This window comes from Variovorax sp. KK3, assembly GCF_001984055.1.
In the GTDB taxonomy this organism is placed as follows: Bacteria; Pseudomonadota; Gammaproteobacteria; order Burkholderiales; family Burkholderiaceae_C; genus Variovorax.
The window spans coordinates 39018-55345 of record NZ_LYVO01000005.1; the positions used below are offsets into that span (position 1 = coordinate 39018).

12 protein-coding genes are annotated in these 16328 nt (G+C 67.3%); 8 read left to right on the forward strand and 4 right to left on the reverse strand.

Annotated features, from left to right (window positions below; all coding sequences use genetic code 11):
* Window positions 1-186 precede the first annotated feature (186 nt).
* The 5 genes from B0W80_RS03840 to B0W80_RS03860 are packed head-to-tail and all read left to right on the forward strand — an operon-like array spanning window position 187 to window position 3738.
* Window positions 187-1671 carry a YdiU family protein gene (locus B0W80_RS03840; RefSeq protein WP_076997888.1) on the forward strand — a complete coding sequence of 495 codons (1485 nt, stop codon included), beginning with the start codon at window positions 187-189 and terminating at the stop codon, window positions 1669-1671.
* Window positions 1668-2081 carry a peptide-methionine (R)-S-oxide reductase MsrB gene (gene msrB / locus B0W80_RS03845; RefSeq protein WP_076997793.1) on the forward strand — a complete coding sequence of 138 codons (414 nt, stop codon included), beginning with the start codon at window positions 1668-1670 and terminating at the stop codon, window positions 2079-2081. Before B0W80_RS03840 ends, msrB begins: the two co-directional genes overlap by 4 nt.
* Window positions 2082-2088: 7 nt before the next feature.
* On the forward strand, window positions 2089-2628 hold the full coding sequence (locus B0W80_RS03850; protein ID WP_076997794.1) for a septation protein A: 540 nt from the start codon (window positions 2089-2091) through the stop codon (window positions 2626-2628).
* A gap of 18 nt (window positions 2629-2646) precedes the next feature.
* Complete coding sequence (locus B0W80_RS03855; RefSeq protein ID WP_076997795.1) at window positions 2647-2910, forward strand: BolA family transcriptional regulator; 264 nt, start codon at window positions 2647-2649, stop codon at window positions 2908-2910.
* A 48-nt stretch (window positions 2911-2958) separates the two neighbouring features.
* Window positions 2959-3738 carry a peptidylprolyl isomerase gene (locus B0W80_RS03860; RefSeq protein WP_076997796.1) on the forward strand — a complete coding sequence of 260 codons (780 nt, stop codon included), beginning with the start codon at window positions 2959-2961 and terminating at the stop codon, window positions 3736-3738.
* Window positions 3739-3811: 73 nt separating this feature from the next.
* On the opposite strand, the gene purL is transcribed toward B0W80_RS03860, so the two are convergent.
* The gene (gene purL / locus B0W80_RS03865; protein WP_256856475.1) at window positions 3812-7840 is read right to left on the reverse strand and encodes a phosphoribosylformylglycinamidine synthase; all 4029 of its coding nucleotides are present in this window, start codon (window positions 7838-7840) and stop codon (window positions 3812-3814) included.
* Window positions 7841-7960: 120 nt separating this feature from the next.
* Between purL and map the strand changes: the two genes are divergently transcribed.
* From map to B0W80_RS03880, 3 genes are all read left to right on the forward strand, one after another.
* Window positions 7961-8785, forward strand: a complete 825-nt coding sequence (map, locus tag B0W80_RS03870) for a type I methionyl aminopeptidase (RefSeq protein ID WP_076997798.1) — start codon at window positions 7961-7963, stop codon at window positions 8783-8785.
* Window positions 8786-8814: 29 nt separating this feature from the next.
* Window positions 8815-11403, forward strand: coding sequence for a [protein-PII] uridylyltransferase (locus B0W80_RS03875; RefSeq protein WP_076997799.1), 2589 nt, complete (start codon window positions 8815-8817; stop codon window positions 11401-11403).
* A gap of 91 nt (window positions 11404-11494) precedes the next feature.
* Window positions 11495-11899, forward strand: coding sequence for a DoxX family protein (locus tag B0W80_RS03880; RefSeq protein ID WP_076997800.1), 405 nt, complete (start codon window positions 11495-11497; stop codon window positions 11897-11899).
* 26 nt (window positions 11900-11925) lie between these two features.
* Here B0W80_RS03880 and def read toward each other — a convergent pair whose 3' ends face one another.
* The 3 genes from def to B0W80_RS03900 form a co-directional block, all read right to left on the reverse strand.
* Window positions 11926-12465 (reverse strand): peptide deformylase, encoded by a 540-nt coding sequence (gene def, locus B0W80_RS03885; RefSeq protein WP_076997801.1) that lies wholly within the window; start codon window positions 12463-12465, stop codon window positions 11926-11928.
* A 648-nt stretch (window positions 12466-13113) separates the two neighbouring features.
* Window positions 13114-15201: an NAD-dependent DNA ligase LigA gene (ligA, locus tag B0W80_RS03895; RefSeq protein WP_076997802.1), complete on the reverse strand. Its 2088-nt coding sequence runs from the start codon at window positions 15199-15201 to the stop codon at window positions 13114-13116.
* A gap of 26 nt (window positions 15202-15227) precedes the next feature.
* A complete protein-coding gene (locus B0W80_RS03900; protein ID WP_076997803.1) occupies window positions 15228-16328 on the reverse strand; it encodes a cell division protein ZipA C-terminal FtsZ-binding domain-containing protein in 1101 nt (366 codons plus the stop codon).

Sequence of the window (16328 nt, forward strand, 5' to 3'; positions counted from 1 at the left end):
AAGAGAAAGACTGGAGACGGAACCGGACGAACGAACGTGCGAGCGGGCGGAGACGGAGCGCGAGGGTCGCACTCTACAGCCTTGCAAGGCCCCGAAGTCGGCCTCAACAAATCGAAACAGAACACGCAGGCCGTTGCGCATGGCCCCGCCGGTCGTGGGTTTCGCGGTCTGCCGGACAATCGCGCCATGAGTTTGCTGGCAGAAGACAACACGAAACTGGCCGATCTGGGTGTGCGATGGGTGCCCGGGTTCTCGGCGCTGGGCCCGGCCTTCCATACCTCGCTGCGCCCCACGCCGCTGCGCTCGCCGCCTTATTGGGTCGGTTGGAGCGACAGCGCGGCGCGCGACATGGGCCTTCGCGCCGACTGGCGCAACGACGAGATCCTGGCCGCCCTGACCGGCCAGACGCTGCTCGAAGGCAGTGCACCGCTAGCCACCGTCTACAGCGGACACCAGTTCGGCGTGTGGGCCGGGCAACTGGGGGACGGGCGCGCCATCCTGCTGGGCGAAACCGACACCGGGTGGGAACTGCAGCTCAAGGGGGCCGGGCGCACGCCCTACTCGCGCATGGGCGACGGCCGCGCGGTGCTGCGCTCCAGCATCCGCGAGTTCCTGTGCAGCGAGGCGATGCATGGCCTGGGTATCCCGACGACGCGGGCCTTGTCGGTCACCGGCTCGGATGCGCCCGTGGTCCGGGAAGAGATCGAAACCGCTTCTGTCGTCGCGCGTGCGGCGCCGAGCTTCGTTCGCTTCGGGCATTTCGAGCATTTCGCAGCCGCCAACCGGGTGGACGAGCTGCGCACCTTGGCCGATTTCGTGATCGATCGCTTCTACCCGGCCTGTCGCAACAGCGATCGCTTCGGCGGCAACGCCTATGCGGCTTTCCTGGAAGCGGTGAGCGAACGCACGGCAACGTTGATGGCGCAATGGCAGTCGGTCGGCTTCTGCCACGGCGTGATGAACACCGACAACATGAGCATCCTGGGGCTCACCATCGACTACGGGCCCTTCCAGTTCCTCGACGGCTTCGACCCACGGCACATCTGCAACCACAGCGACACGGGCGGCCGCTACGCCTACAACCAGCAGCCCAACGTCGCCTACTGGAACCTGTTCTGCCTGGCCCAGGCGCTGCTGCCGCTGATCGGCGAGCAGGAGGTCGCGGTGGCCGCGCTCGAGTCGTACAAGACGGTGTTTCCGGATGCGTTCGAGGCCCGGATGCGCGCCAAGCTGGGCCTGCCGGACGCGGCGCCGGACGACCGGGCGCTGATCGAGGGCGTGCTCAAGCTGCTGGCGCAGGAGAAGGTGGACTACACCATCTTCTGGCGCCGCCTGGCCGACCGGCAGGCCGGTGGCGATCCGGACCTGGTGCGCGACCTGTTCGTCGACCGCGCCGGCATCGACGCCTGGCTCGCGAGCTTCGCGCAACGCCATGCGCAGGTGCCGGCAGAACAGTCGGCGCGATCCATGCGCGGCGCCAACCCCAAGTTCGTGCTGCGGAACCACCTGGGTCAGCAGGCGATCGAAGCAGCGCAGCGCAGGGACTTCTCCGGTGTCGCCGACTTGCTGAAGCTGCTCCAATCCCCATTTGAAGACCACGCCGGCTACGAGGCCTATGCCGGCTTCCCGCCCGACTGGGCGTCCACCATCGAAATCAGCTGCTCATCATGACCGCTCCCATCCAGAAAACCGATGCCGAATGGAAGGCCGTGCTGGCCGAGAAAGGCGCCGAGCCCGGCGCCTTCGAGATCACGCGGCACGCCGCCACCGAGCGCCCCTACACCGGCAAGTACGAAGCCCACTGGGACGATGGCACCTACCACTGCATCAGCTGCGGCGCCAAGCTGTTCGAATCGGCCACCAAGTTCGATGCCGGCTGCGGCTGGCCCAGCTTTTCGCAGGAGGCCGTGCCCGGCGCCATTCGCAACATCGTCGACCGCTCGCACGGCATGGTGCGCACCGAGAACGTCTGCGCCAACTGCGGCGCCCACCTGGGCCACGTGTTCCCCGACGGCCCGACCGAGACCGGCCTGCGCTACTGCATGAATTCGGCCTCGCTCGAATTCCAGAAGAAGCCCTGAATCCACGATGAAGATCCTTCTCGACTTCTTCCCGATCCTGCTGTTCTTCGGGGCCTTCAAGCTGTACGACATCTACACCGCCACCGGCGTCCTGATGGCGGCGACGGTGGTGCAGATGGGGATCATCTGGTTCAACGAGCGCAAGCTGGCGCCGATGCAGAAGGCGACGCTGGTGTTGATCCTGCTCTTCGGTTCGCTCACGCTGCTGCTGCACGACGATCGCTTCATCAAGTGGAAGCCGACCGCGCTTTACGGCGCGATGGCCGTGGCGCTGGCCGTGGCGCTGTGGGGGTTCAAGAAGAACTTCCTCAAGATGCTGCTGGGTGCGCAGCTCGACCTGCCGCAGCAGATCTGGGGCCGCCTCAACGTCGCGTGGATCGCCTATTGCGTGTTCATGGCCGCCATCAACGGCTACGTCGCGGCCTACTTCAGCACCGAGGCCTGGGTCAACTTCAAGCTCTGGGGCTATGCGTTCCCGATCGTGTTCCTGGTGGCACAGGGGCTGTACATTTCGCCGCATCTGAAGTCGGACAAGCCCGTTGCGTAAGCGCCGCACGAGTGTTGCATGAGCCTCCCCACTACTGCCGATCTCGAAGCCCGCCTGCGTGCGACGCTGTCCCCGACCACGCTCGAAGTGATCGACGAAAGCGCCTCGCACGCCGGCCATGCCGGCGCCAATGCCGAGGGCTACGGCACCCATTTCCGGGTGCGCATCGCCTCCCCCTTGTTCGAAGGAAAGCCCCGCGTGGCGCGACATCGCCTTGTGTATGATGCGCTGCAACTTTTCATCGCACAGGGCCTTCACGCCATCGCCATCGAGACGCTTTGAAGCGCTTTGTTTCCCGCCCGGTCGGGCGGTAGAAAGTACCCTCCCCCTATGAAGAAACACCTCCTGCAGGCCGCAGCAGCCGCCACCCTTCTCGCTGCCATTCCCGCCTTTGCGCAGAACGCCGCCATCGTCAACGGCAAGCCGGTGCCCAAGGCGCGCATGGACGTGCTGGCCCAGCAGCTGGCCGCCTCCGGCCGGCCCGTCACGCCCGAGATGCAGGGGCAGCTGCGCGAGGAAGTGGTCGCCCGCGAGATCTTCATGCAAGAGGCGCAGAAGCAGGGGCTCGACGCCACCGACGATTACAGGAACCAGCTCGAACTCGCCCGCCAGGCCATCCTGATCCGCCAGCTCTTCGAGAACTACCGCAAGACCAATGCGGTGTCCGACGCCGATGCCCAGGCCGAATACGACAAGTTCGTCGCGGCCAACGGCGGCAAGGAATACAAGGCCCGCCACATCCTGGTCGAGAAGGAAGACCAGGCCCAGAAGATCCTGGCCGACCTCAAGAAGGGTGCCAAGTTCGAAGACCTCGCCAAGAAGCAGAGCAAGGACCCGGGCTCCGGCGCCAACGGCGGCGACCTCGACTGGGCCGCACCGGCCAGCTTCGTGCCCGAGTTCTCCGAGGCGATGATCAAGCTCAAGAAGGGCGAAACCACGCCGGCACCTGTGAAGTCGCAGTTCGGCTACCACATCATCCGTGTCGACGACATCCGTCAGGCCCAGTTGCCGAAGCTCGAAGAGGTCAAGCCGCAGATCGTGCAGCAGTTGCAGCAGCAGAAGCTGCAGAAGTACCAGGAAGACCTTCGAGCCAAGGCGAAGGTCGAGTAAAAGAGCGCTCCCTGAGGTGCTCCCAAGCAAGAAAAAGCGGCCGAGGCCGCTTTTTCTGTTTAGCGTCGTTGAATCAACCGACCCACTTGCGCGCATTGCGCCAGATGCGCATCCACGGGCTGAACGCGCTGTTGTCGCCCGAGGTCCAGCTCATCTGGATGTTGCGGAACACGCGCTCCGGGTGCGGCATCAACGCGGTGAAGCGGCCATCGGCGGTGGTCACCGAGGTCAGGCCGCCGGCGCTGCCGTTGGGGTTGAAGGGGTAACGCTCGGTGGCTGCGCCGTGGTTGTCGATGAAGCGCATCGCGGCGATGGCTTTCGAGGCGTCGCCGCGGTGCTTGAAGTTGGCGTAGCCCTCGCCGTGCGCCACCGCGATGGGCAGGCGGCTGCCGGCCATGCCGGCGAAGAAAAGGCTCGGTGAATCGAGCACCTCGACCATCGACAGGCGTGCCTCGAAGCGCTCGCTCTGATTGGTGGTGAAGCGCGGCCAGGCCTCGGCGCCAGGGATGATGTCGGCCAGCTCGGCGAACATCTGGCAGCCGTTGCACACGCCGAGCCCGAAGGTGTCGCCGCGGCCGAAGAAGGCCTTGAACTGCTCCGACAGGCGCGGGTTGAAGGTGATGCTGCGTGCCCAGCCGATGCCGGCCCCCAGCGTGTCGCCGTAGCTGAAGCCGCCGCAGGCCACCACGCCCTTGAAATCGGCCAGGTTCGCCCTGCCCGTCTGCAGGTCGGTCATGTGGACGTCGAAGGATTCGAAGCCCGCCTCGTGGAAGGTGTAGGCCATTTCCACGTGCGAGTTGACGCCCTGCTCCCGCAGGATCGCCACGCGGGGCCGTGCGAGGTTGAGGAAGGGCGCGGCCACGTTGTCCTCGGCACCCGGTGCCAGGTGTACCTGTGCGCCCGGGTCCTGCGGATCGCCCGCCGCGGCGTGTTCGGCATCGGCGCAGTCGGGGTTGTCGCGCTCGCGGCAGATCTTCCAGCTGACGGCGTCCCACACCTGGTGCAGGTCGTGCAGGTCGGCGCTGAACACGGCCTTGGCATCGCGCCAGACCTCGACCTTGCCCTTGCCGGCATCGATGGCCGATGAAGCGGGCCGGGTCTTGCCGACGAAATGGCTGTGGGCGCTGAGGCCGTGGGTGCGCAGGGTCTGCATCACCTCGTTGCGTTCGGCCGTGCGCACCTGAAGCAGCATGCCCAGCTCTTCGTTGAAAAGCGCCTGGAGCGTGAGTTCCTCGCGCCGGGCGCTGACCTGGCCGGCCCAGTTCTTGGCATCGCCATACTCGGCACGGCTGTCGCTGATGCCGTCGCCTTCCGTCACCAGCAGGTCGACGTTGAGCGCGATGCCCACGTGGCCGGCGAAGGCCATCTCGCAGGCGGCAGCGAACAGGCCGCCGTCGCTGCGGTCGTGCATGGCGAGGATGCGGCCTTCGGCGCGCAGCGCGTTGACCGCCGCGACCAGCTTCACCAGGTCTTGCGGATCGTCGAGGTCGGGCACTTGGTCGCCCGATTGATCGAGCGTCTGGGCCAGGATGCTGCCGGCCATGCGGCGTCGCCCGCGGCCCAGGTCGACCAGGACCAGCGTGGTGTCGGGTTCCGCTGCGTCGAGCTGCGGCGTGAGCGTGCCCCTCACGTCGGCAAGGGTGGCGAATGCAGTGACGATCAGGCTGACGGGCGAGCTGACTTTCTTCTGCGTTTCGCCATCGCGCCATTGGGTGCGCATCGACAGCGAATCCTTGCCGACGGGAATCGAGATGCCGAGCGCCGGGCACAGCTCCATGCCGACAGCTTTGACGGTGTCATAGAGCGCGGCGTCTTCGCCGGGCTCGCCGCAGGCGGCCATCCAGTTGGCCGAGAGCTTGACGCGCGACAGGTCGATGGGCGCGGCCAGCAGGTTGGTGATGGCCTCCGCCACCGCCATGCGGCCCGATGCGGGCGCGTCGAGCGCAGCCAACGGCGTGCGCTCGCCCATGCTCATGGCCTCGCCGGCGAAGCCCTGGTAGTCGGCCAGCGTGACGGCGCAGTCGGCCACCGGCACTTGCCAGGGGCCGACCATCTGGTCGCGGTGGCTCAGGCCGCCGACGGTGCGGTCGCCGATGGTGACGAGGAAACGCTTGGAAGCGACCGTGGGGTGGGAGAGGACGTCGATCGCGGCTTTTTGCAAGTCGATGCCGGTGAGGTCCAGCGGCTTGAATTGGCGGGTGATCGTGGCGACGTCGCGGAGCATTTTCGGAGGCTTGCCCAGCAGGACGTCCATGGGCATGTCGACGGGCGGGGTGAGGGGCGCCCCGTCCGCCACCACCAACTGCCGTTCCTCCGTCGCCACCCCCACCACCGCGAACGGGCACCGTTCCCGCTCGCAGAACGCCTGGAACTGCGCCAGCGATTCCGGCGCGATGGCCAGCACATAGCGCTCCTGGCTCTCGTTGCACCAGATTTCCTTCGGCGCCAGGCCCGATTCCTCCAGCGGCACGGCGCCCAGGTCGAAGCGCGCGCCACGTCCGGCGTCGTTGGTCAGTTCAGGGAACGCATTGCTCAGCCCACCCGCGCCCACGTCGTGGATCGCCAGGATCGGATTCGCATCGCCCTGCTGCCAGCAATGGTTGATGACTTCCTGCGCACGCCGCTCGATCTCGGGATTGCCACGCTGCACCGAATCGAAATCGAGCTCCGCGGCATTGGCGCCCGTGGCCATGGAACTGGCCGCGCTGCCGCCCATGCCGATGCGCATGCCCGGCCCGCCGAGTTGGATCAGCAAGGTGCCTGCGGGAAAGCGGATCTTCTTCGTCTGACCCGCGTCGATGCTGCCCAGGCCGCCCGCGATCATGATCGGCTTGTGGTAGCCGCGCTGCAGCGTGTCGCGGTCGCTCGCCACCGACTGCTCGTATTCGCGAAAGTAGCCCAGCAGGTTAGGCCGGCCGAACTCGTTGTTGAAGGCGGCGCCGCCCAACGGGCCCTCGGTCATGATCTGCAAAGGGCTGGCAATGTGCTCGGGCTTGCCGTAGCTGCCGGCGTCGGGCCAGAGCTTCGACACGGTGAAGCCGGTGAGGCCGGCTTTCGGCTTGGAGCCGCGGCCGGTGGCGCCCTCGTCGCGGATTTCGCCGCCTGCGCCGGTCGACGCACCCGGAAAGGGCGAGATCGCGGTCGGGTGGTTGTGCGTCTCGACCTTCATCAGCACATGGCCGAGCGCGTCGCGCTTTTCGTAGCGGTTGGCATCCATGGCGGGCACGAAGCGCTCGATCTGCGTCCCTTCCATGATCGACGCGTTGTCGGCATAGGCCACCACCGTGTGCTGCGGGTTCTGCCTCTCGGTATTGCGGATCATCGAGAACAGGCTCTGCGGCTGCGGCTGCCCGTCGATCACGAAGTCGGCGTTGAAGATCTTGTGCCGGCAGTGTTCGCTGTTGGCCTGCGCGAACATCATGAGTTCGACGTCGCTGGGGTCGCGGCCGAGACGCGTGAAGGCGTCGACCAGGTAATCGATCTCGTCCTCGGCCAGGGCCAGGCCGAACTGGGTGTTGGCCTCCACGAGCGCGGCGCGCCCGCCACCCTGCACGTCGACATGGGCCATCGCCTGGCTCGGCAGTTCGGCGAACAAGGCGGCGGCCTGGTCCACGCCGGGCAGCACCGATTCGGTCATGCGGTCGTGCAGCAGCGCGGCCACGGCCACCAACCGGTCGCCGTCGAGCACCGGCGCCTTGCCCAGCAAGGGCGCCTTCATCGCGACGTGGTACTGCGTCACTCGCTCGACGCGGCGCAGCGCCAGGCCGCAGTTGTGGGCGATGTCGGTGGCCTTCGACGCCCAGGGCGAGACCGTGCCCAGGCGCGGCGTGACGACCAGCGCGGCCGTGGCCTTGGCAGGCGCCTCGAAGGGCTCCCCGTACGTCAGCAGCGCCGCGAAGCGCTCGCGCTCGGCGCCTTCCAGCGTGTGGTCGGTGGCCACCAGGTGAACGAAGCGGGCCGAGATGGCCTCGATGCGCGGCTCGATCGCCTGCAGGCGGGGCAACAGTTGCCGGGCCCGGAAGCCGCCGAGTGCGCTGCCGCCCTCGAAGAAGGTCACCACCGGGGCGACGGGATGGGAAGGCGCATTGAGGGGCAACGTCACGGTCGGAATCGGCCTGCGGGCCGGGTTGGGAATCCAGATCAGATGAGGCGGCGGCCGCTGACTGGGGCCATCCGCGTGAACCGGGCATTTTAGCGAGGGCGATGGGATAATTCCGGCCCTATGAGCATCACCTACAAAGACGCCGAGGGCGTGGCCGGCATGCGCAATGCGTGCCGCCTCGCATCCGAAGTGCTGGACTACCTGACTCCGCACGTGAAACCCGGTGTGACCACCAACGAGATCGACAAGCTCGCCCACGACTACATCACGCAGGTCCAGGGCGGGATTCCCGCACCACTCAACTACATGGGCGCCTCCAGCGTGCCCTACCCCAAGTCCATCTGCACCTCGGTCAACCACGTGGTGTGCCACGGCATCCCCAACGACAAGCCGCTCAAGAAGGGCGACGTGGTCAACATCGACGTCACGGTCATCAAGGACGGCTGGCACGGCGACACCAGCCGCATGTTCGTGGTGGGCGACGCCTCCATCGCAGCCAAGCGCCTGTGCACGCTGACCTACGAGGCCATGTGGCACGGCATCGTCAAGGTGAAGCCCGGCGCCCACCTGGGCGACATCGGCTTCGCGATCCAGCGCTTCGCCGAAAGCAACGGCTTTTCGGTGGTGCGCGAGTTCTGCGGCCACGGCATCGGCCGCGGCTTTCACGAAGAGCCGCAGGTACTGCACTACGGCAAGCCCGGCACGCTCGACGAACTGAAGCCCGGCATGACCTTCACCATCGAGCCGATGATCAACGCCGGCAAGCGCGACATCAAAGAAGATGCCAAGGGCGGCCAGTACGACGGCTGGACCATCGTCACGCGCGACCACTCGCTGTCGGCCCAATGGGAGCACACGGTGCTGGTCACCGAAACCGGCTACGAAGTGCTCACGCTGTCCGCCGGCAGCCCGCCGCCGCCCGCCTTCGCCAGCGCGTCGGCTTGAAGCCGCAGTTCGGCCTCCGGAAGGCTGCCATGGTCGACCTCCCGTCGTTGCGCGATGCCTACCGCACGCACAAGCTGGCGCTGTACGACCAGGCACGCAGCGCCCGTGCGCCCACGCGCAGCGTCCACACGGTGCTGCGCCAGCTGGCCGCGCTGGCCGACGAAGCGCTCAATGCGCTGTGGGAAGACGCAGGCTTCGGCAACCGGCTCGCGCTGGTGGCGGTCGGCGGCTTCGGTCGCGGCGAGCTGTTTCCGTATTCCGACGTCGACGTGCTGCTGCTCCTGCCGCCCGACCATGCCGAAGACGTGGACCCGGCGCGCATCGAGTCGTTCATCGGCCAGTGCTGGGACGCGGGCCTGGAAATCGGCTCGAGCGTACGCACGCTGGACGAATGCCTGGCCGAGGCCGCCAAGGACGTCACGGTGCAGACCTCGCTTCTCGAGTCCCGCCTGGTCGCTGGCGACAAGAAGCTGTACACCAACTTCCGCAAGAGCTTCTGCGCCGCCATCGACCCGCGCGCCTTCTTCGAGGCCAAGTCGCAGGAGATGCGCCACCGGCACCAGAAGTTCGAGAACACACCCTACGCGCTCGAGCCCAACTGCAAGGAATCGCCCGGCGGCTTGCGCGACCTGCAGACCATCCTCTGGGTCGCCAAGGCGGCAGGCTTCGGCAAGCGATGGGACGACCTCGCGAAGAACGGCCTGGCCACTGCCTTCGAAGTGCAGCAGATCAAGCGTAACGAAGCGCTGCTGGGCCTGATTCGCGCCCGCCTGCACGTGATCGCCGGTCGGCGCGAAGATCGCCTGGTGTTCGACCTGCAGGTGGCGGTGGCCGCCACCTTCGGCTACGTGAGCGAGTCGCAGCGCAAGGCCAGCGAGGCGCTGATGCGCCGCTACTACTGGGCGGCCAAGGCAGTGACCCAGCTCAACCAGATCCTGATGCTCAACATCGCCGAGCGCCTTTACCCGCAGGAAGACCAGGCGACGCGCATCAACGACCGCTTCTTCGAGAAGGGCGGCCTGATCGAGGTGGCGAGCGACGACCTGTACCTGCAGGACCCGCACGCCATCCTGGAGACCTTTCTGCTCTTCCAGAAGACCATCGGCGTCACCGGCCTGTCGGCGCGCACGCTGCGGGCGCTCTACAACGCGCGCCACGTGATGGACAGCAAGTTCCGCAACGACCGCGTGAACCATGCGACCTTCATGCGCATCCTGCTGGAGCCGCGGGGCATCACGCATGCCTTCAGGCTGATGAACCAGACGTCGGTGCTGGGCCGCTACCTGCGCGTGTTCCGCAGCATCGTCGGGCAGATGCAGCACGACCTGTTCCACGTGTACACGGTCGACCAGCACATCCTGATGGTGCTGCGCAACGTGCGTCGCTTCTTCATCGTCGAACACGCGCATGAGTACCCGTTCCTGTCGCAGCTGGCGGGCGGATGGGACAAGCCGTGGATCCTGTACATCGCCGCGCTCTTCCACGACATCGCCAAGGGCCGCGGCGGCGACCACTCCGAGCTGGGCTCGCGCGACGTGCGCCGCTTCTGCCGCCAGCACGAGATTCCGCGCGAAGACACCAAGTTGATCGAGTTCCTGGTGTCGGCGCACCTGGTGATGAGCCAGGTCGCGCAGAAGCAGGACCTGAGCGATCCGGAGGTCATCGCGGCCTTCGCGCAGCGCGTGGGCAACGAGCGCTACTTGACCGCCCTGTACCTGCTGACCGTGGCCGACATCCGCGGCACCTCGCCCCGCGTGTGGAACGCCTGGAAGGGCAAGCTGCTGGAAGACCTGTACCGATACACGCTGCGCGCCCTCGGCGGCCGCATGCCCGACCCCGGCGCGGAAGTCGAGGCACGAAAGCGCGAAGCGCTGGTGCAGCTCGCGCTGCACGCGCAGCCCTTCGAGGCCAACAAGGCGCTGTGGGAGACGCTGGACGTGGGCTATTTCGTGCGCCACGACGCCTCGGAGATCGCCTGGCACACCAAGCAGCTGTCGCGCCACGTGCCGCCGCGCAACGTGCCCGTCGACCCGCAGACGCCGGCGGTCGTGCGTGCCCGCATCTCGCCGGTGGGCGAAGGGCTGCAGGTGGTCGTCTACACGCCCGACCAGCCCGACCTGTTCGCGCGCATCTGCGGCTACTTCGACCAGTCTTCGTTCAGCATCCTCGATGCCAAGGTCCACACCACCTCCAACGGCTATGCGCTCGACACCTTCCAGGTGGTCGCCACCTTCATCCCCGAGCACTACCGCGACCTGATCAACATGGTCGAGAGCGGCCTGGCCAAGACGCTCGACGACGCCGGCCCCCTGCCCTCGCCGAGCAAGGGCCGCGTGTCGCGCCGGGTGCGCAGTTTTCCGATCAAGCCGCGGGTCAGCCTGCTGCCCGACGACAAGGCGCAGCGCTGGCTTCTCAACATTTCGGCGAGCGACCGCGCAGGGCTGCTGTATTCGGTGGCACGCGTGCTGGCGCGGCACCACCTGAACCTGCAGCTCGCCAAGGTGACGACCCTGGGCGAGCGGGTGGAAGACACCTTCCTGATCAGCGGCCCCGAACTGCAGGGCCAGCGTGCGCAGGCCAGCATCGAGACCGAGCTGCTCGAAGCCCTGGCCGCCTGAGCCTGACCCGGCTTCTGCGGGTGCATCGCGTCGTGCCGGCGCGGAATCGAACACAATCGCCCCTGTTTTTAACAACAGAAAGGCTTTCGACATGATCCGTTCCGACGACACCGGCAAGTTCATCCTGCGGGTGGCCCTGGGTATCCTGATCCTGATGCACGGCGTCGCCAAGATCAGCAGTGGCGTGGGCTTCGTGTCCAACATGCTGGCATCACACGGCCTGCCGGGTGTGCTGGCCTACGGGGTCTACGTCGGTGAGATCGTGGCACCCGTGCTGCTGATCATCGGGCTCTACACCCGGCCGGCCGCGTGGATCGTGGTCATCAACATGCTGGTCGCGGTCTGGCTCGTCCACATGAAGCAGATCGGCATGATCAACAAGAACGGCGGCTGGGAGCTGGAGCTCCAGGGCATGTACTTCTTCAGCGCGCTCGCCGTCGCCTTCCTGGGCGCCGGCCGCTTCAGCGTCGGCGGCACCGGCGGCAAGTACAACTGAACTTCGACGACCGACCCGACAGAGGGTCAGTCGTCCTCGGCTGCATCGAGGCCCGGAAACAGGATCTCGGTGTAGCCGAAGCGGGAGAAGTCCCGCACGCGCATGGGGTAGAGCTTGCCCAGCAGGTGGTCCACCTCGTGCTGCACCACCCTCGCGTGGAAGCCACTCACGGTTCGGTCGATCGGGTCGCCGTACAGGTCGAAGCCGGTGTAGCGGATGTTGGCGAAGCGCGGCACTACGCCGCGCAGGCCTGGCACCGACAGGCAGCCTTCCCAGCCCTCTTCTTCCTCTTCGCCGATCGGCGTGATGATCGGGTTGAGCAGCACCGTGCGCGGCACGATGGGCGCATCGGGGTAGCGCGGATTCACGGTGTCGGTGCCGAAGATGACGAGCTGCTGATCGACGCCGATCTGCGGCGCCGCAAGTCCGGCGCCGTTGACGGCATGCATCGTCTCGAACATGTCGCGCACCAGCAGGTGCAGCTCGTCGGTGTCGAAGGCGGCGACCGGCTGCGCGATGCGCAGCAGCCGGGGGTCGCCCATCTTGAGGATCTCGCGTACCGTCATGCGGCGATTATCACCAGGGTCGGTGATGCCGCGCCCTTGCCGGGGGCGATCAGGGAGGCGTCTGGTTGCGCGAGTCGGGCGAGCTCAGCATGCGGTTGATTTCCTGCCTGCTGCGGCCCGGCGGCACTGGCACGATGTTGCCTGCGACGCCCGTGCGCGGCCCGGCGCCAGGTGGTGGCGGAGGAGACGGGAGGGCGACACCAGGACCTGGGCGCCCATTCCAGCCAGGACGATAGCCTGGATGCGGGTACTGGCCGGGCCGGCCGTAGTAATAGGGGGCGGGATAGCGCGGCCGCGAGTAGTAGCCACCGCTGTATCCACCATCGATATACACATTGGGCTGAACCACGGCCGGACCCGGGTCCACGTAGTACGGGTCGGAATACCCATAGGAGCCCGGTACCGCCACGCAGCCGCCCAGCAAGACCGCACCACCGAGTACAGCGGAGATTCCCCAAAGACGACGAGACTTGATCATGTTGGACTCCTGGTCGGCATTGCCGAATTCGAACACCTGACGTCACCTGACGTGGGACTGCGTTTCGACCACTGTCGTTCAACGCCCGTCTTCAACGCACCTTGTAGACCCTGTTGACTTCTCCTGCATGAAGCTGCGTAACGGCCGGTAAAGCTGTTCCGCCGACAGGGTCAGAGGCCCTTGTCGAGGATCGCCAGCATCCGCTCTTCGTCGATCACAGCGACACCGAGCGCCTGGGCCTTGTCGAGCTTGCTCCCTGCTTCGGCGCCCGCGACCACGAAGTCGGTCTTCTTGCTGACGGAGCCGGCCACCTTCGCGCCGGCCGCCTCCAGTTTGTCCTTCGCTTCGTCACGGCTGAGCGTAGGAAGAGTGCCGGTGATCACGAAGGTCTTGCCCGCCAGCGGCTTGGGCGCACGGGCGGCAGGCTCGCCCTCTTCCCACGTCACGCCGCTGGCACGCAGCTGCTCGACCACCTCGCGGTTGTGCGGCTGGTCGAAGAAGGTGCGCAGGCTCGTGGCGACCACCGGGCCGACGTCGTCGACCTCGAGCAGTTGCTCCTCGGTCGCGTCCATGATCGCGTCGAGCTTGCCGAAGTGCTTCGCCAGGTCCTTCGCGGTGCTTTCGCCGATGTGCCGGATGCCCAGCCCGAACAGGAAGCGCGGCAGCGTGGTCTTCTTCGACGCTTCGAGCGCCGCGACCAGGTTGTTCGCCGATTTCTCCGCCATGCGGTCGAGGCCCGCCAGCGTCGTCAGGCCGAGCTTGTACAAGTCCGGCAGCGTGCGGATCAACTGCGCGTCGACCAGTTGCTCGACGAGCTTGTCGCCGAGGCCTTCGATGTCGAGCGCGCGCCGCTGCGCAAAGTGCAGCATCGCCTCCTTGCGCTGCGCGCCGCAGAAGAGCCCGCCGGTGCAGCGGTAGTCGACCTCGCCCTCTTCGCGCAGCGCATCGGAGCCGCAGACGGGGCACTTGTGCGGCATGGTGAACACCGGCCCGCGCTGCTCTGACGGCTTGGTCGCGCTCTCGGGCACCACGCCCACCACCTCGGGAATCACGTCACCTGCGCGCCGCACGATCACGGTGTCGCCCACGCGCACGTCCTTGCGGCGGGCTTCGTCCTCGTTGTGCAGCGTGGCATTGGTGACGGTGACGCCGCCCACGAACACCGGCGCCAGCTTGGCCACCGGCGTGAGCTTGCCGGTGCGCCCGACCTGCACCTCGATGCCGAGCACCTCGGTGAGCTGCTCCTGCGCCGGAAACTTGTGGGCCACGGCCCAGCGCGGCTCGCGCGACACGAATCCGAGCTGCCGCTGCAGTTCCAGGCTGTCGACCTTGTAGACCACCCCGTCGATGTCGTAGGGCAGCGCATCGCGCTGGCGGGCGATGGTTTCGTGGAAGGCGATCAGCTCGATCGCACCGCGCGCGCGCTGGCTCTGCGCGCCGATCGGGAAGCCCCAGGCATGGAATTGCTGAAGCCAGTCGAACTGGGTGGCATGCGCCGGCCCGCCCTGGTCGGCCGGCGTGACTTCGCCCAAGCCGTAGGCGAAGAAGCTGAGCGGCCGGTCGGCGGCGATCGCCGGGTCGAGCTGCCGCACGGCGCCGGCCGCGGCATTGCGCGGATTGACGAACACCTTCTCGTGCTTCTGGCCGGCTGCGATCTTCTGCCGCTGCCGCTCGTTGAGCGTCTCGAAGTCGTCGCGCCGCATGTAGACCTCGCCGCGCACTTCCACCACGGGCGGCATGGCTGCGGCTTCGCCCCGCAGGCGCAACGGAATCTGCTGCACCGTGCGGATGTTCTGCGTGACCTCTTCGCCGATCTCGCCGTCGCCCCGCGTAGCGGCCTGCACCAGCACGCCATTTTCGTAGCGCAGGTTGAGGGCCAGGCCATCGAACTTGAGTTCGCACACGTACTCGACCTGCGGGCCGTCTTCGGCCAGGCCCAGTTCGCGGCGCATGCGCGCATCGAAGGCGCTGGCGCCGCCGGCCGTGATGTCGGTCTCGGTGCGAATCGACAACATCGGCACCCGATGGCGCACCTTGGCGAAACCGTCGAGCACCTTGCCGCCGACGCGCTGCGTGGGCGAATCGGGCGTGCGCAGTTCGGGGTGTTCGTCTTCGAGCGCCTGCAGCCGCTGGAACAGCCGGTCGTATTCGGCATCGGGCAGCTCGGGCGCGTCGAGCACGTAGTACTGGTGCGCATGGTGGCGAAGCTGCTCGCCCAGTGCGGCGGCTTCGCGAGCCGCTTCTTCGCGTGTGGTCATGGGTTCTCCGGGATCAGGATGCCGGCTCAGCTGAAGAGCCGCCGAGCCAGGGGCGAGCCGGCCGAAAGCTCGCGCGAATCCAGCGTGTCGTAGAGCTGTTCGAGGTCGGCGCCGATGGCGTCCATGGTTTCCTCGCGCAGCAGTTGGCCGTCGCTGTCGGTCACCACGCCGTCCATCTCCTTTGCCAGCGTCGCGGCGGTTTCGCGCATGCGCTGGAAGGGCCGCTCGCCGCGGTCGACCTGTGGCACGTCGAGGCTCAGCGTCAGCTCGCGGATGGCGGATTGGGCCGGGTCGTCGGCCAGGGCGGCCTGCGTGTCGAACGCGAGGCCCAGGATCGGCGGCAGGCCCAGCTCGCTGGCCGGCAGCACCATGCGGCCCGGGATGATGCCGGCCACGAAGCCCAGGCGTGCGGCGTTCTGCTGCACGTAGCCGGGACTCCAGGCCGCATGCAGCGCGCGCAGCACGAAGCCCAGCTGGGCGTCGTGCTCGCTCGCGAACTGGTCGAGTTCGCGCGCACGCGCCACCTCGTCGAGCATCTCCGGGAATTCGGGGGCGCCGTTGACGGCATCGGCGAAGGCCTGGGCCTTGACGACGAATTCGGAGTATTCGATCTCGTTGAGCGCGCCGGTGCGGTTGGCCAGTTGCACCCCGGCCTGAAACGCACCGTAGCGCTGGCCCGGCGCCGCAGGTTCCCATTCGCGCGTGAGCTCGTTGAGGCCCTCGATCGCCACCGGCTTGCTGCCGGCTCGTCGCGTGGCGGGCATGGACGCGAGCGCGGCGTCGCCGGAGACGCGGCTGTCGAGCGTGATGGGCGCGATCACGTCGATCAGCGGGTCGAGCCCGCCGCGCCGATCGGCAGTCGGAATGGGGAGCGCGCTGGGCGCCGGCAGCGCCGGGTCGAACAGCGGCTCGTGCCGGTCGGCCGCGCCACCGGGCTCTTCCGATGCGTGCAGCACGGGGTCTTCATCACGGCTCAGGGGTGCCGGCACGGTGCCGAGCACCTCGCCGTCCTCGCCGAGCTCGGGCTGGCGGGGCGCATTGCGGCGCGACATCCAGGCGTTGTAGCCGACGACCGCGGCAAGCACCAGACCACCGACGATGGCGAGGGCGACAGTGAGGCTGCTCAT

Bases quoted from the DNA above. Each gene is read 5' to 3' on its own strand.
- map (WP_076997798.1), top strand. From the start codon at position 7,961: ATGAGCATCACCTACAAAGACGCCGAGGGCGTGGCCGGCATGCGCAAT.
- msrB (WP_076997793.1), top strand. From the start codon at position 1,668: ATGACCGCTCCCATCCAGAAAACCGATGCCGAATGGAAGGCCGTGCTG.
- B0W80_RS03860 (WP_076997796.1), top strand. From the start codon at position 2,959: ATGAAGAAACACCTCCTGCAGGCCGCAGCAGCCGCCACCCTTCTCGCT.
- B0W80_RS03880 (WP_076997800.1), top strand. From the start codon at position 11,495: ATGATCCGTTCCGACGACACCGGCAAGTTCATCCTGCGGGTGGCCCTG.
- B0W80_RS03875 (WP_076997799.1), top strand. From the start codon at position 8,815: ATGGTCGACCTCCCGTCGTTGCGCGATGCCTACCGCACGCACAAGCTG.
- B0W80_RS03855 (WP_076997795.1), top strand. From the start codon at position 2,647: ATGAGCCTCCCCACTACTGCCGATCTCGAAGCCCGCCTGCGTGCGACG.
- ligA (WP_076997802.1), bottom strand. From the start codon at position 15,201: ATGACCACACGCGAAGAAGCGGCTCGCGAAGCCGCCGCACTGGGCGAG.
- def (WP_076997801.1), bottom strand. From the start codon at position 12,465: ATGACGGTACGCGAGATCCTCAAGATGGGCGACCCCCGGCTGCTGCGC.
- B0W80_RS03900 (WP_076997803.1), bottom strand. From the start codon at position 16,328: ATGAGCAGCCTCACTGTCGCCCTCGCCATCGTCGGTGGTCTGGTGCTT.
- B0W80_RS03850 (WP_076997794.1), top strand. From the start codon at position 2,089: ATGAAGATCCTTCTCGACTTCTTCCCGATCCTGCTGTTCTTCGGGGCC.
- B0W80_RS03840 (WP_076997888.1), top strand. From the start codon at position 187: ATGAGTTTGCTGGCAGAAGACAACACGAAACTGGCCGATCTGGGTGTG.